This window comes from Kitasatospora sp. NPDC059599 (assembly GCF_042735125.1).
Lineage (GTDB): Bacteria > Actinomycetota > Actinomycetes > Streptomycetales > Streptomycetaceae > Kitasatospora.
Genome location: NZ_JBHWCL010000029.1, coordinates 25,246 through 37,998, shown reverse-complemented (window position 1 = coordinate 37,998; position 12,753 = coordinate 25,246). Strand labels below are relative to the sequence as shown.

Annotated in this window: 15 protein-coding genes; 2 read left to right on the top strand and 13 right to left on the bottom strand. The window is 72.0% G+C overall.

Annotated features, from left to right (window positions below):
• Nucleotides 1-129 precede the first annotated feature (129 nt).
• Nucleotides 130-825, bottom strand: coding sequence for a TerB family tellurite resistance protein (locus tag ACFV04_RS13365; protein ID WP_380347016.1), 696 nt, complete (start codon nucleotides 823-825; stop codon nucleotides 130-132).
• Between the two features lie 250 nt (nucleotides 826-1,075).
• Nucleotides 1,076-2,872 (bottom strand): 2-isopropylmalate synthase, encoded by a 1,797-nt coding sequence (gene leuA / locus ACFV04_RS13360; RefSeq protein WP_380347014.1) that lies wholly within the window; start codon nucleotides 2,870-2,872, stop codon nucleotides 1,076-1,078.
• 337 nt (nucleotides 2,873-3,209) lie between these two features.
• Between leuA and ACFV04_RS13355 the strand changes: the two genes are divergently transcribed.
• Together ACFV04_RS13355 and ACFV04_RS13350 are read left to right on the top strand one after the other, a co-directional pair.
• Nucleotides 3,210-4,232, top strand: a complete 1,023-nt coding sequence (locus ACFV04_RS13355; protein ID WP_380528948.1) for a M4 family metallopeptidase — start codon at nucleotides 3,210-3,212, stop codon at nucleotides 4,230-4,232.
• Nucleotides 4,233-4,408: 176 nt separating this feature from the next.
• Nucleotides 4,409-4,675: a protealysin inhibitor emfourin gene (locus ACFV04_RS13350; RefSeq protein WP_360248740.1), complete on the top strand. Its 267-nt coding sequence runs from the start codon at nucleotides 4,409-4,411 to the stop codon at nucleotides 4,673-4,675.
• 123 nt (nucleotides 4,676-4,798) lie between these two features.
• Here ACFV04_RS13350 and era read toward each other — a convergent pair whose 3' ends face one another.
• The 11 genes from era to ACFV04_RS13295 form a co-directional block, all read right to left on the bottom strand.
• A complete protein-coding gene (era, locus tag ACFV04_RS13345) occupies nucleotides 4,799-5,728 on the bottom strand; it encodes a GTPase Era (RefSeq protein ID WP_049651090.1) in 930 nt (309 codons plus the stop codon).
• A gap of 88 nt (nucleotides 5,729-5,816) precedes the next feature.
• A complete protein-coding gene (locus tag ACFV04_RS13340; RefSeq protein WP_360248737.1) occupies nucleotides 5,817-5,984 on the bottom strand; it encodes a hypothetical protein in 168 nt (55 codons plus the stop codon).
• A 160-nt stretch (nucleotides 5,985-6,144) separates the two neighbouring features.
• Nucleotides 6,145-6,498 carry a cytidine deaminase gene (locus ACFV04_RS13335; protein ID WP_360248734.1) on the bottom strand — a complete coding sequence of 118 codons (354 nt, stop codon included), beginning with the start codon at nucleotides 6,496-6,498 and terminating at the stop codon, nucleotides 6,145-6,147.
• 28 nt (nucleotides 6,499-6,526) lie between these two features.
• Nucleotides 6,527-7,072, bottom strand: coding sequence for a DUF4383 domain-containing protein (locus ACFV04_RS13330; protein ID WP_380347010.1), 546 nt, complete (start codon nucleotides 7,070-7,072; stop codon nucleotides 6,527-6,529).
• A 26-nt stretch (nucleotides 7,073-7,098) separates the two neighbouring features.
• Nucleotides 7,099-7,335: a hypothetical protein gene (locus ACFV04_RS13325; RefSeq protein WP_360248728.1), complete on the bottom strand. Its 237-nt coding sequence runs from the start codon at nucleotides 7,333-7,335 to the stop codon at nucleotides 7,099-7,101.
• Between the two features lie 33 nt (nucleotides 7,336-7,368).
• Nucleotides 7,369-8,694, bottom strand: a complete 1,326-nt coding sequence (locus tag ACFV04_RS13320) for a hemolysin family protein (RefSeq protein WP_360248725.1) — start codon at nucleotides 8,692-8,694, stop codon at nucleotides 7,369-7,371.
• Between the two features lie 19 nt (nucleotides 8,695-8,713).
• Complete coding sequence (ybeY, locus tag ACFV04_RS13315) at nucleotides 8,714-9,208, bottom strand: rRNA maturation RNase YbeY (protein ID WP_030061268.1); 495 nt, start codon at nucleotides 9,206-9,208, stop codon at nucleotides 8,714-8,716.
• A 14-nt stretch (nucleotides 9,209-9,222) separates the two neighbouring features.
• The gene (locus ACFV04_RS13310) at nucleotides 9,223-10,356 is read right to left on the bottom strand and encodes a PhoH family protein (RefSeq protein WP_380528944.1); all 1,134 of its coding nucleotides are present in this window, start codon (nucleotides 10,354-10,356) and stop codon (nucleotides 9,223-9,225) included.
• A gap of 244 nt (nucleotides 10,357-10,600) precedes the next feature.
• Nucleotides 10,601-11,524, bottom strand: coding sequence for a ribonuclease Z (locus tag ACFV04_RS13305; protein ID WP_380528942.1), 924 nt, complete (start codon nucleotides 11,522-11,524; stop codon nucleotides 10,601-10,603).
• A 6-nt stretch (nucleotides 11,525-11,530) separates the two neighbouring features.
• Nucleotides 11,531-11,884: a histidine triad nucleotide-binding protein gene (locus ACFV04_RS13300; protein WP_380347006.1), complete on the bottom strand. Its 354-nt coding sequence runs from the start codon at nucleotides 11,882-11,884 to the stop codon at nucleotides 11,531-11,533.
• Nucleotides 11,885-11,936: 52 nt separating this feature from the next.
• A complete protein-coding gene (locus ACFV04_RS13295) occupies nucleotides 11,937-12,674 on the bottom strand; it encodes an RDD family protein (protein WP_380528940.1) in 738 nt (245 codons plus the stop codon).
• Nucleotides 12,675-12,753 lie beyond the last annotated feature (79 nt).

Here is a 12,753-nt window from a genome sequence, read left to right as displayed (position 1 = left end):
GGTGTCTCGGGGGTGAGCGGTGTCTCCGGGGGTCGACGGTGTCTCGGGGGCCGGCGGTGACCGACGGCCGTCGACGGTGTCCCGCGGGGTCGGCGCTGCGCTCGCGGCCCGTCGTGCGCCCGGGTCGGGCTACTTGTACGGGGTCCGGGTCGCCGCCTCCAGCAGCGCCCCGACCCGGGCCTTCGGCAGGTCCAGGCAGCGCCCGACCGCGGCCAGCGCCTCGCGCTCCTGCGGCAGGTACCGACCGTCGGCCAGGGCGATCGCCGCGCCCTGCAGCAGCAGCCGCTCGCGGCCCTGGTGGGCGATGTGGGGGGTGAGCGGTTCGAGCACCGCGTGCAGTTCCACGGCCAGGCCGCCGGTGTCCCCCAGCCTCCGGCCGGGGGGCGACTCCAGTTCGTGGGCCTCGTAGAGCTCGCCGCCGAGTCCGGACAGCGCCGCGAGCGCGGCCAGCACCTGGGCCTCGCCGCAGTCCTCGAACCCGGCCTCGCGCACCGCCGCGCAGGCCGCCTCGCGGGCCGCCCGGTGGGCGGTGCCGCCGGCCGCGAGCAGGGTCAGCGCGATGGTGTACTGCGCGTCCCGCAGCATCCCGCCCAGTCGCACGCAGGTCGGCTGTTCCAGGCTCTCGACGCCGTACCGGCCGTGGCAGCTGGTGCACTGCACGCTGCCGATCACCGGTCCGAGCGGGAGCACCGGGGTGCCCAGCAACCGCAGCCACCGCCGGCCGTGCTGCCGGCGGTAGTTGCGGTCCCCGCCGCAGCCCGGGCAGAAGAAGTCACCGAGAACGTCAGTCCGCCACCGCGGGCGAACACCCCACAACCTGGTCACGGCGCCACTCCCCAGACATGGCAGGCGGCCTGCTCGACGATGGGCAGGTCACGCGACCGGACACCGGGCCGTCCCACCGACCCGGCTTTCCGGTGGATCGATGTTGCCACGGTTACCGGCACGTGTCAGTACCTCGAACGGCTTCCGATCCCAAAAAATGTGGCGCAGGACACAGCGCCCCGACGGAGGTGCCGGAGCACGGCGAAGGGCCGCCCCGCAGGACGGCCCCGCCGCGTGCCACTCGTACGAACTACCCGCGCTGCGACCGGTTGACGGCGCTGATCATCGCCTTCAGCGAGGCCAGCACGGTGTTGCCGTCGATCCCCACGCCCCACAGCACCTTGCCGTCCACCGCGCACTCGACGTACGCGGCGGCCTGGGCGTCACCGCCCTCGCTCAGCGCGTGCTCGGCGTAGTCCAGGACGCGGACGTCGAAGCCGATCCTGGCCAGCGCGTCCGCGAAGGCCGAGACCGGGCCGTTGCCGGTACCGCTCAGCGCAACCGGGGCGCCGTCCACCACGGCCTCCGCGGTCAGCGCGTCCCGGCCGTCCTCGGTGGTCAGGGTGCGCGAGCCGCTCAGCGACAGCCGGCCCCACGGGTTGCCCGTGGTCGGCAGGTACTCGTCCTCGAAGACCCGCCAGATCTCCGCCGGGGTGACCTCGCCGCCCTCGGCGTCGGTCTTGGCCTGGATGATCCGGGAGAACTCGATCTGCATCCGGCGCGGCAGGTCCAGCTTGTGGTCGTTCTTCAGGACGTACGCCACCCCGCCCTTGCCCGACTGGCTGTTGACCCGGATGACCGCCTCGTACGTGCGGCCGACGTCCTTCGGGTCGATCGGCAGGTACGGCACGCCCCAGGTGTGCTCCTCCACCGGCACGCCCGCCGCCTTCGCGTCCGCCTCCAGGGCGTCGAAGCCCTTCTTGATGGCGTCCTGGTGCGAGCCGGAGAAGGAGGTGTACACCAGGTCACCGGCGTACGGGTGGCGCGGGTGCACCTCCATCTGGTTGCAGTACTCGGCGGTGCGGCGGACCTCGTCGATGTCGGAGAAGTCGATCTGCGGGTCGATGCCCTGCGAGAACAGGTTCATCCCCAGCGTCACCAGGTCGACGTTGCCGGTCCGCTCGCCCTGCCCGAACAGACAGCCCTCGATGCGGTCCGCGCCCGCCATGTACGCCAGTTCGGCGGAGGCGACGGCGGTGCCGCGGTCGTTGTGCGGGTGGACCGACAGGCAGACGAACTCGCGGCGCGACAGGTTGCGCGACATCCACTCGAACTGGTCGGCCTGGACGTTCGGGGTGGCCCGCTCGATGGTGGCCGGCAGGTTCAGGATGATCTCGCGGCCCTCGCCGGGCTGCCAGACGTCCATGACCGCCTCGCAGACCTCCAGCGCGAAGTCCAGCTCGGTGTCGACGAAGATCTCCGGCGAGTACTGGTAGCCGAAGACGGTGTCGTCGCCCAGCAGCTTCTCCGCGTACTCCATCACCAGCCGGGTGCCGTCGGTGGCGATCGCCCTGGTCGCCGCCCGGTCGTTGCGGAACACCACCCGGCGGAACAGCGGCGCCGTCGCGTTGTACAGGTGGACGGTCGCGCGCGGGGCGCCGACCAGCGACTCGACGGTCTTCTCGATCAGCTCCTCGCGGGCCTGCGTCAGCACCGAGATGGTGACGTCCTCGGGGATCGCCCCCTCCTCGATCAGCGACCGTACGAAGGCGTGGTCGGTCGCCCCGGAGGAGGGGAACCCGACCTCGATCTCCTTGTAGCCCATCGCGACCAGCAGGTCGAACATCTTGCGCTTGCGGGCCGGGGACATCGGGTCGATCAGGGCCTGGTTGCCGTCCCGCAGGTCGGTCGAGAGCCAGCGCGGCGCCTTGGTGATCACGGCGTCCGGCCAGGTGCGGTCCGCCAGGTCCACGGCGCCGAACGGCAGGTAGCGCCCGTACCGCATGCCCGAGGGCTGCTGGCGCACGGAGGCGGCGGTGATCGGGGTGGGCCGGTCGACGAAGGCCGGGGCGGCGGGGACGGACGCGGCGGAGGTCTGCTCGGTCATGGAGGTGACTCTCGGCTTCCTGTGGATGCGTGGTGCGGGCGGGTCGGGAGGGATCAACACCGACTGGCCGGCCTCTGCTGCCGCTGCACGACCCGCCGTTGGGTCGCCCGATGACGCGCACAGCTCGTTCCCCGCGGCGAGGGAGCCGGCCCCAGTGGACTACAGGCCCTCGACGCGGCAGCTAAGAAGAAGCAGCCCGTTGCGCATGATGGGACCCAGCGTAACCCAGCGCCGCGCGCCCCCGAAGTGATCCGGGCCCCCGTTCCACTCCTTGAGACGTCGACCGGTCATGTCAAGGGTGATGACATCCGGTCACCGGGGCCTCACCCTGGGCCACATGACTGCAGCAGTACCGATCTGCGCGATCGTCCCGCCGTACGTCCTGGACCGCCTCGCCGAGGCCGGTCACGAAGCCGCCGTCCACTCCCTCGCACTCGACGCCGCCCACCGTGCGGCCCGCCTCTCCCCGCCCCCGCCCGCCGGCGGCGCCCCGGGACTCGACCGGGTGGTCTCCGACGCCGGCCACGGTCGGCGACTGCCCGGGCGCACCGCGCGCACCGAGGGCCAGGCGGCCGTAACCGACGCCGCCGTCAACCACGCCTACGACGGCCTCGGCGCCACCTTCGCGCTCTACGCCGACGCCTTCGGCCGGCACTCGATCGACGACCACGACCTGCGGCTGGACGCCAGCGTCCACTACGGCCGCAACTACGACAACGCCTTCTGGAACGGCCACCAGATGGTCTTCGGCGACGGCGACGGCGAGATCTTCGGCGACTTCACCGCCTGCATCGACGTCATCGGCCACGAACTCACGCACGGCGTCACCCAGTTCACCGCCGGACTGGACTACCAGGACCAGCCCGGCGCGCTCAACGAGTCGGTCTCCGACGTCTTCGGCTCGCTGGTCAAGCAGTACGCGCTGCACCAGTCCGCCGCCGACGCCGACTGGCTGATCGGCGCCGGCCTGCTCGCCCCCGGGATCCAGGGCGTGGCACTGCGCTCGATGAAGGCGCCCGGCACCGCCTACGACGACCCCCGGCTCGGCAAGGACCCGCAGCCCGCACACATGCGGGACTACGTGAACACCGCCGAGGACAACGGCGGGGTGCACATCAACTCCGGCATCCCCAACCACGCGTTCTACCTGCTGGCCACCGCCCTCGGCGGCTCGGCCTGGGAGCGCGCCGGGCGGATCTGGTACGACGCGCTGACCGGGCGCACGCTGCCGGCCGACGCCGGCTTCACCGCCTTCGCCCGGGCCACCGTGGCCGCCGCCGAGGCCCGCTACCCCGACCAGTCCTCGATCGCGGACACCGTCACGGCCTCCTGGGCGCAGGTCGGCGTCAGCCCGGGGTGACCGGAAGCCCCGGACCGGACCGCCGGATCCGGGCCTCCGGGCCGGGTCTCCGGGCCAGGTCTCCGGGCCGGGTCTCCGACCGACCGAGACCGGTTGAGACCGGGTTGAGGTGCGCTTAAGGTCACGGTCCGGGAAAAGCGCCGCAAAAGCCTTCCCTGCGTAGCACCATGGACACCATGCGTATCCAGGTGACCCGGACCGGCGGCTTCGCGGGAATCGTCCGCCACGCGGAGCTCGACACCGCCGAGCGCACGGACGCCCCGCACGTCCACGCGCTCGCCCGCGAGGCCGTCGCGGGCGGGTTGCGCGCCCCCTCCTACGGGGTGCCGGACGGCTTCCACTACGAGATCACCGTCGACGGCCGGAAGGTCTACTGCGCCGATCCGAAGCTCACCGACTCGCAGCGGGAGCTGGTGTCACTGGTGTTGCGCGAGGGCGCCTAGGATCCGCCTTCCGGCCCCTGCCCGTGGGGCCGGGGAACGGCGGTGGCCCGCCCGGACGCTGCACGTCCGGACGGGCCACCGGCCATCCCGTTCTCGCCGAACTCCCTTTCCGGGAGGGCTGGTTCAGAAGCCGAGCTTGCGCAGCTGCTTCGGGTCGCGCTGCCAGTCCTTGGCGACCTTGACGTGCAGGTCGAGGTAGACCGGCGTGCCGAGCAGTGCCTCGATGTGCTTGCGGGCGGTGGTGCCGACGTGCTTGAGCCGCGCGCCCTTGGCGCCGATCACGATCGCCTTCTGGCTCTGCCGCTCGATGTAGACGTTGGCGTGGATGTCCAGCAGCGGGCGGTCCGCCGGGCGGCCCTCGCGCGGGAGCATCTCCTCGACCACGACGGCCAGCGAGTGCGGCAGTTCGTCCCGCACGCCTTCGAGCGCGGCCTCGCGGATCAGCTCGGCCACCATGATCTGCTCGGGCTCGTCGGTGAGGTCGCCCGCCGGGTAGAGCTGGTCGCCCTCCGGCAGCAGCTTGGTGAGCAGGTCGGCGACCAGCTCCACCTGCTTGTCGCCGACCGCGGAAACCGGGATGATCTCGGCCCACTCGAAGCCCAGCTCGATGCCGAGCTGGTGGATGGCGATCAGCTGCTCGGCCAGGCGCTTGGAGTCGACCAGGTCGGTCTTGGTGACGATGGCGACCTTCGGGGTCTTCTTGATCCCGGCGATCTCCTTGGCGATGAACTTGTCGCCGGGGCCGATCTTCTGGTCGGCGGGCAGGCAGAAGCCGATCACGTCGACCTCGGCCCACGTGGTGCGGACCAGGTCGTTGAGGCGCTCGCCGAGCAGCGTGCGCGGCTTGTGGAGGCCGGGGGTGTCGACCAGTACGAGCTGGGCGTCGGGGCGGTGCACGATGCCGCGCACGGTGTGCCGGGTGGTCTGCGGTCGGTCGGAGGTGATCGCGACCTTCGTCCCCACCAGGGCGTTGGTCAGGGTCGACTTGCCCGCGTTGGGCCGGCCGACGAAGCACGCGAACCCGGAGCGGTACGAGGAGGAAGGGGCATTCATGGGCTCCATTCTCCCTGATCACCGGAGCCCCGCCGTCCGGGGTCGTCCGAGGGGGCTCCGACGGCCGCGGGCGCGCCCGGCGCGGGGCTCAGCCCTTCTTGCCGCCCTTGCCGCCGCCGGGGATCAGCGAGACCACCACCAGCACCAACAGGAAGGCCAGCGAGCCGAACAGCCAGACCTGCGATCCGGTCTCCTGCCACTTGCCCAGCCCCATCACGAACAGCAGCAGCCCGGCGAAGAACGCCACCGCCCCCATGCCCCAGTCCCCTCACCGAGTCCACTCCCCCGGTGAGATTATCTGCAGAAGCCATGGGGGCAACCACGCCGGGCCACCCTGGCCGGAAAGGCCTCCCCGAGGCCCCCGCCGACGTTCCCGACGGCACCCCGCCCCGCCTCCGACGCCCCCGCGCGAGGCCTCAGCGCGCCTCGGCGGCCACCCGCAGCACCCCGTCCGGACCGGCCAGCAGCACCGGCGTCCCCGCCCCGCCCAGGTCCCGCACGGCGGCCAGGTCCGCCTCGGCGGGCTGCTCCGCCTCGCTCACCACGGCCGCCGCCTCCAGCGACCTGGCGCCACTGGCCACCGCCATCGCCACCGCCGTCTGCAGTGCGCTCAGCCGCAGCGACTCCAGGGCGACCGTCCCGGCCACGTAGGTGCGACCGGTCTCGTCACGCACCGCGGCCCCCTCGGGGACGCCGTTGCGGGCGCGGGCCGAGCGGGCCAGGGTGATGATCTTCTTGTCTTCGGGGTCGAGCTCGACGATGTCACTCATGCCGCCGAGCATAGGGACCCGTCGCGGATCAGTGGCCGACCGGGTGGGTAGGGCCCGGGTTCGGGTTCATGACCTTGACGAAGGTCTTCGGCCCGGACGGCATCGGCTCCTCGGTCTCCGCACGGTGGCGCCAGTACGGGTTGTCGTGCGGCAGGTGGCTGCTCACCCGGCCGTACATGCCGAAGGTCGTCAGGACGACCCCGAAGAGGAACGCGAACAGCACGTTCGACATCCGGAAGTTGAGGATGTTGGCGTCCGGGCGTCCGAGCACCGTCAGGCCGTAGAAGCCGGACACCACGAACAGCACGCCCACCACCATGTTCAGGTTGGCGGCGAAGTTCCCGCCGATCACCGCGCCGATCACCAGGATCGCGCCCACCACGATGGACAGGACGGCCAGCGTCCCGTTGGTCGACAGCCCGACGATCCGGTCCCCCTCGGTGTCCAGGAAACCCGGGTGGTCGGCCAGCCCGAGGGCGCCGAACACGATCAGGAAGACCCCCCCGAGTCCCGCTCCGATCCGCCAGACCAGGAGGAGCTTGTGGTCGACGGGCAGTTCGTCTTGCAGCTTCATGGCGACCTCCATGGCTCGGCCACGGCCTAGCTGTAGGGATGGCTCCCCTGCATGTGCGGCACCTCGTGCATGTAGAGCGAGCCGCACTGCTGGCAGCACCGCAACCCGGTCCCCCACTCCTGCTCGGGCCGCGTCTCGGCGTCGTCGGGCATGGTGCGCCCGCAGAGCGCCACCGACAGGTCCTCGTCCCGCACCACGTGCCAGGACTTGACTCCGCCGGCCGCCCCCTGCGGGCCGTACTCCGCGCGAAGTTTGTGCGTCATGCCCTCCATGGTCGCTCGGCGACCGCCCACCCGCTACTCGCCCGCCGGGTCCTCGGGGTCGTCGGTGGCGCGGACCGGGGCGGCGACCACGGAGCCGATGCGGTTGCGGCGGCCGGCCGAGGACTCGGCGGTCAGCAGGATGCCGGTCAGGCCGTCCTCGACGGGTTCCGGCAGCGGGATCTCGCAGGCGGAGCCGGGGATCGGCACCCGGCCGAGGTGCTTGGCCAGCAGTCCGCCGACGGTCTCGACGTCCTCGTCCTCCAGCTCGATGCCGAACAGCTCGCCCAGGTCCTCCACCAGGAGGCGGGCGGTGATCCGGTACGAGCCGTCACCGAGGTCCTCCACCGGCGCGATCTCCCGGTCGTACTCGTCGGTGATCTCGCCGACGATCTCCTCCAGGACGTCCTCGATGGTGACCAGGCCGGCCGTGCCGCCGTACTCGTCGATCACGATCGCGACGTGCGAGCGGCGCTGCTGCATCTCGCGCAGCAGGTCGCCGGCCGGCTTGGAGTCCGGGACGAAGACGGCCGGGCGCATCACCGCGCCGACCTCCTCGGCCTCCGCCTCCCGGTTGATGTGGGTACGCCGCACCAGGTCCTTGAGGTAGACGATGCCGACCACGTCGTCCTCGTTGTCGCCGACCACCGGGATCCGCGAGAAGCCCGAACGCAGCGCCAGGGTGAGCGCCTGACGGACGGTCTTGTGGCGCTCGATCATCACCAGGTCGGTGCGCGGCACCATCACCTCGCGCACGATGGTGTCGCCCAGTTCGAAGACCGAGTGCACCATCCGGCGCTCCTCGTCCTCGATCAGGTCGTCCTTCTCGGCGAGGTCCACCAGCGCCCGCAGCTCCGCCTCGGAGGCGAACGGCCCCTCCCGGTAGCCCTTGCCCGGGGTCAGCGCGTTGCCGAGCAGGATCAGCAGCCGCGGGATCGGGCCGAGCACCGCGGCCAGCGGCAGCAGCACGAAGGAGGCGGCGGTGGCCGTGGTGAGCGGGTGCTGGCGCCCGATCGTGCGCGGCGAGACTCCCACCGCGACGAAGGACACCAGCACCATCACGCCGAACGCCAGCAGGACGGCCTGCCAGGTCGGGGTGACGTTGCGCACGCACACCACGGTGACCAGGACGGCCGCCGCCATCTCGCTGGCCACCCGGATCAGGGTGGCCAGGTTGAGGTAGCGGATCGGGTCGGAGGCGAGGGTCAGCAGCCGCGCGGAGCCGCGCCGTCCGACCCGGACGGCCTCCTCCGCCCGGAACCGGGAGACCCGGGAGATGCCCGCCTCGGCGCACGCGGCCAGCCAGCCGAGCACGACGAGCAGCACGGCACCCAGGATGAAGCTCGTACTCTCACCACTCACAGGGGTTCGGGCTCCGCGCTCAGTGGGTGGTGGGGGCCGGGGAGATGCCGCCGAGGCCACGGCCCGCCCGCCAGTCGTCCAGGATGCGCTTCTGGAGGGCGAACATCTCCTCCTCCTCCTCGGGCTCCTCGTGGTCGTAGCCGAGGACGTGCAGCACGCCGTGCACGGTGAGCAGTTGCAGCTCCTCGTCCATCGAGTGCTTGGAGGGGGCGGCCTTGCCCTGCTGCTCGGCGACCTCGGGGCAGAGCACGATGTCGCCGAGCAGGCCCTGCGGCAGCTCCTCGCCCTCCTTGCCGGGCCGCAGCTCGTCCATCGGGAAGGACATCACGTCGGTGGGTCCGGGGAGGTCCATCCACTGGATGTGCAGCTCCTCCATCGCCGCACCGTCCACCAGGATCACGGACAGTTCGGACTGCGGGTGGATCCGCATCTTGTCCAGGGCGAAGCGGGCGACGTCGAGGATGGCTTCCTCATCGGCGTCCCAACCGGACTCGTTGGCGATGTCGATCGACATGACGGGCTGTGTGCTCAGCTTTCGGTGCGATGGGACTGGCGGGGTGCGCGGGGCGCGGTCGTCTTGCCCGGGCGCCGCTGGGCGGGCTTGCGGGCGGCCGGGGACGCGTCCTCGGCCTCCTGACGGGCGTCCCAGCGCTCGTACGCGTCCACGATCCGGCCGACCAGCTTGTGGCGGACCACGTCGGTGCTGGTGAGGACGGAGAAGTGGATGTCGGGCACGTCGGCCAGGATCTCCTGGACGACCTTGAGGCCGCTGCGGGTGCCGCCCGGGAGGTCGATCTGGCTGGTGTCGCCGGTGACGACCACCCGGGAGTTGAACCCGAGGCGGGTGAGGAACATCTTCATCTGCTCGGGCGAGGTGTTCTGGGCCTCGTCGAGGATGATGAAGGCGTCGTTGAGGGTGCGGCCGCGCATGTACGCGAGCGGAGCGACCTCGATGGTGCCGGCCGCCATCAGGCGCGGGATGGAGTCCGGGTCCATCATGTCGTGCAGCGCGTCGTAGAGCGGGCGCAGGTAAGGGTCGATCTTCTCGTAGAGGGTGCCGGGCAGGAAGCCCAGCCGCTCCCCCGCCTCGACCGCCGGGCGGGTCAGGATGATCCGGTTGACCTCCTTGGCCTGCAGGGCCTGGACGGCCTTGGCCATCGCCAGGTAGGTCTTGCCGGTGCCGGCCGGGCCGAGGCCGAAGACGATCGTGTGCTTGTCGATCGCCTCGACGTAGCGCTGCTGGTTGAGGGTCTTGGGACGGATCGTGCGGCCGCGGTTGGACAGGATGTTCGCGGTGAACACCTGGGACGGCGCCGGGCTGTCCGGGTCCTCCTCCTGGCTGCGGAGCATCGCGATGGAGCGCTCCACGGAGTCCTCCGTCAGGGGCTGGCCGGTGCGCAGCACCAGCATCATCTCGTTGAAGAGCTTCTGCACGAGGGCGACCTCGGCGCGCGCCCCGGTGGCCGTCACCTCGTTGCCGCGGACGTGGATGTCGGCGGCGGGGAAGCCCTGCTCGATCACGCGCAGCAGCGAGTCCGCGGCGCCGAGCAGGGTGACCATCGGGTGCTTCTCGGGGATGACGATCCGGGCGCTGACGTGGCCGTCGTCGGCCGGTTCGGGGCGCGACTGACCGTTGGTACGGGTCTGCGATGTGTCACTCATAGGTCGGCGCTGGGGCCTGCCTCATCCCATCCGTGGTGTCGTGTGCCGCTCGGTGTCTCCGGGGCACCAGGGTACGCCGCAGGCGTGATCGCCGCGGCGGGCGGCGGGGCCGCACCCGTCGATGCTGCGGCAGTTCGGGGGACGGCGCGAGCCCTTTTTCCGCGGGTGCCCGGCGCGGGCCGGTCCACGGCCGGTGCGGGCGGGGCCGCGGCCCGGGTCGCGGCCGTCGGCGGCGGGGGCGGGTTCACGGCTGGCGGCGGGCGGGGACGGGCACCCGGGCGAGGTCGGCGGCCAGCACCAGCTCCCCGTCGAAGTGCTTGCGGGCGTCGGCCAGGTGCTGGCCGAGGTCCGGGTAGCGCTGGGAGAAGTGGGTCAGCACCAGGGTGCGCGCGCCGGCCTCGGCGGCGACCTTGGCGGCCTGCCCGGCGGTGAGGTGGCCGTGGTCCTCGGCGAGCCGGGCGTCGGCGTCGGTGAAGGTGGCCTCGACGACCAGCAGGTCGGTGCCCTCGGCGAGCGCGTACACGCCCTCGCAGAGCCGGGTGTCCATCACGAAGGCGAACTTCTGGCCCGGCCGGGGCTCGCTGACCTCGTCCAGGGTGACCTGGCGGCCGTCCACCTCGATCGCTCCCCCGTGCTGCAGCCGGCCCACCGCGGGGCCCCCGACGCCGAGCGCGGCGAGCCGTTCGGGCACCAGTCGGCGGCCGTCCGGCTCGGACAGCCGGTAGCCGAAGGACTCCACGGGGTGGTCCAGCCGCACGGCGTCCAGCGCGAAGCGGGCGCCGGGCGCGGGCAGCGGCCCGGGCTCGTCGATCGGCCGGGGTCGCAGGACGGCGGTCTCGTGGTAGGCGGTGGCGTGCCGCAGCCGCTCGAAGTACACCTCGCCGGAGGCCGGGAAGTAGACGTCCACCGGGTGCGGGACCCGGTCCAGGTTGATCCGCTGGATCACTCCCGCGAGGCCCAGGCAGTGGTCGCCGTGGAAGTGGGTGACCGCGATCCTGGTGATCTGGGTGGCCGTGACCCCGGCGTGCAGCATCTGGCGCTGGGTGCCCTCGCCGGGGTCGAACAGCAGCCCCTCGCCGTCCCAGCGCAGCAGGTAGCCGTTGTGGTTACGGTGCCGGGTGGGCACCTGGCTGGCGGTGCCGAGGACGACGAGTTCGCGCTGGGACACCTGGGATCAGACCATGCTCTCGGTCATGTGCGTGCCGCCGAGCACGTGGACGTGGGCGTGGAAGACCGTCTGCCCGGCCCCCGCACCGGTGTTGAAGATCAGCCGGTAGTCCGCGATGCCCTCGTCCTCGGCCACCCGGCCCGCCTCGGCGAGCAGTTCGCCGGCGATCTCCGGCTCGGCGGCGGCCAGCGCGGCCGCGTTCGGGTAGTGGGCGTGCGGGATCACCAGGACGTGCACGGGGGCCTTGGGGGCGATGTCGCGGAAGGCGAGGGTGCGCTCGGTCTTGCGCACCACGGTCGCCGGGATCTCGCCCGCCGCGATCTTGCAGAACAGGCAGTCGGGCTGCGGCTCGCCGGCCATCGGCTACTCCTCGGGATCGGTACGTCGGGTGGTGGGGCCGTACGGGCGCAGCCTAGCCGAGCCCGGCCACGGCCTGCTGGTACTCCTGCAGGTGCTTCCAGCGCACCGCACGCATGCCGACGATGTCGCCGTCGTCCAGGTCGAAGTCCTCGGAGATCAGCGCCACCGCGAGGAAGACGAAGCCGAGCAGCCAGCGCCTGGTGAGCCGCCAGGTGTTGGGCCGCATCACCCGCTTGGTGCGCACCACCCGCATCGCCAGGACCGCCTTCCCCACGCTGAAGCCGACGAGGCGGGCGAGCACCACCTGGTTGAGGAAGGACACGGCGAGGCCGACGACGAGCAGCGCCACGACGTACGGCACGGCCGGGCCGCCGCTCTGGACGGTGTGGCCGGCCACGTGACGGACCTTCGGCCGGCTCGCGGCGTCGGCGGCGACGAAGCCGAGGCCGACGGCGAGGGCGAAGTCGAGCACGATCGCCAGGAAGCGCCGCCCGCCGCCCGCCTCCTTGGGACAGGGCGGCAGGGCGGCGCCGGGCCGCGGGTGCTCCGGCTGCTGCGGGTAGGGGTTCGGGTACGGCTGCGGCTGCCCGTACTGCGGCGGCTGGGGCTGCGCGTACCCCTGCGGCGGGTACCCCTGCGGTTGTTGCTGCGGGTACCCCTGCTGCTGCGGCGGGTACGGCTGCGGTTGCGGCTGTCCGTAAGGGTCCTGGCCGTACGGGCCCTGGCCGTACGGATTCTGACCGTAAGGGTTCTGTCCGTGCTGCTGCGGCGGCGGGTAGCCCTGCGCCATGGTGGTTCCCCCGTGAGCTGTCGATCCGGTGCGCGATCAAGAAACAGCCCCGCATCCTACCCACGCCCGGGAGCGGGAA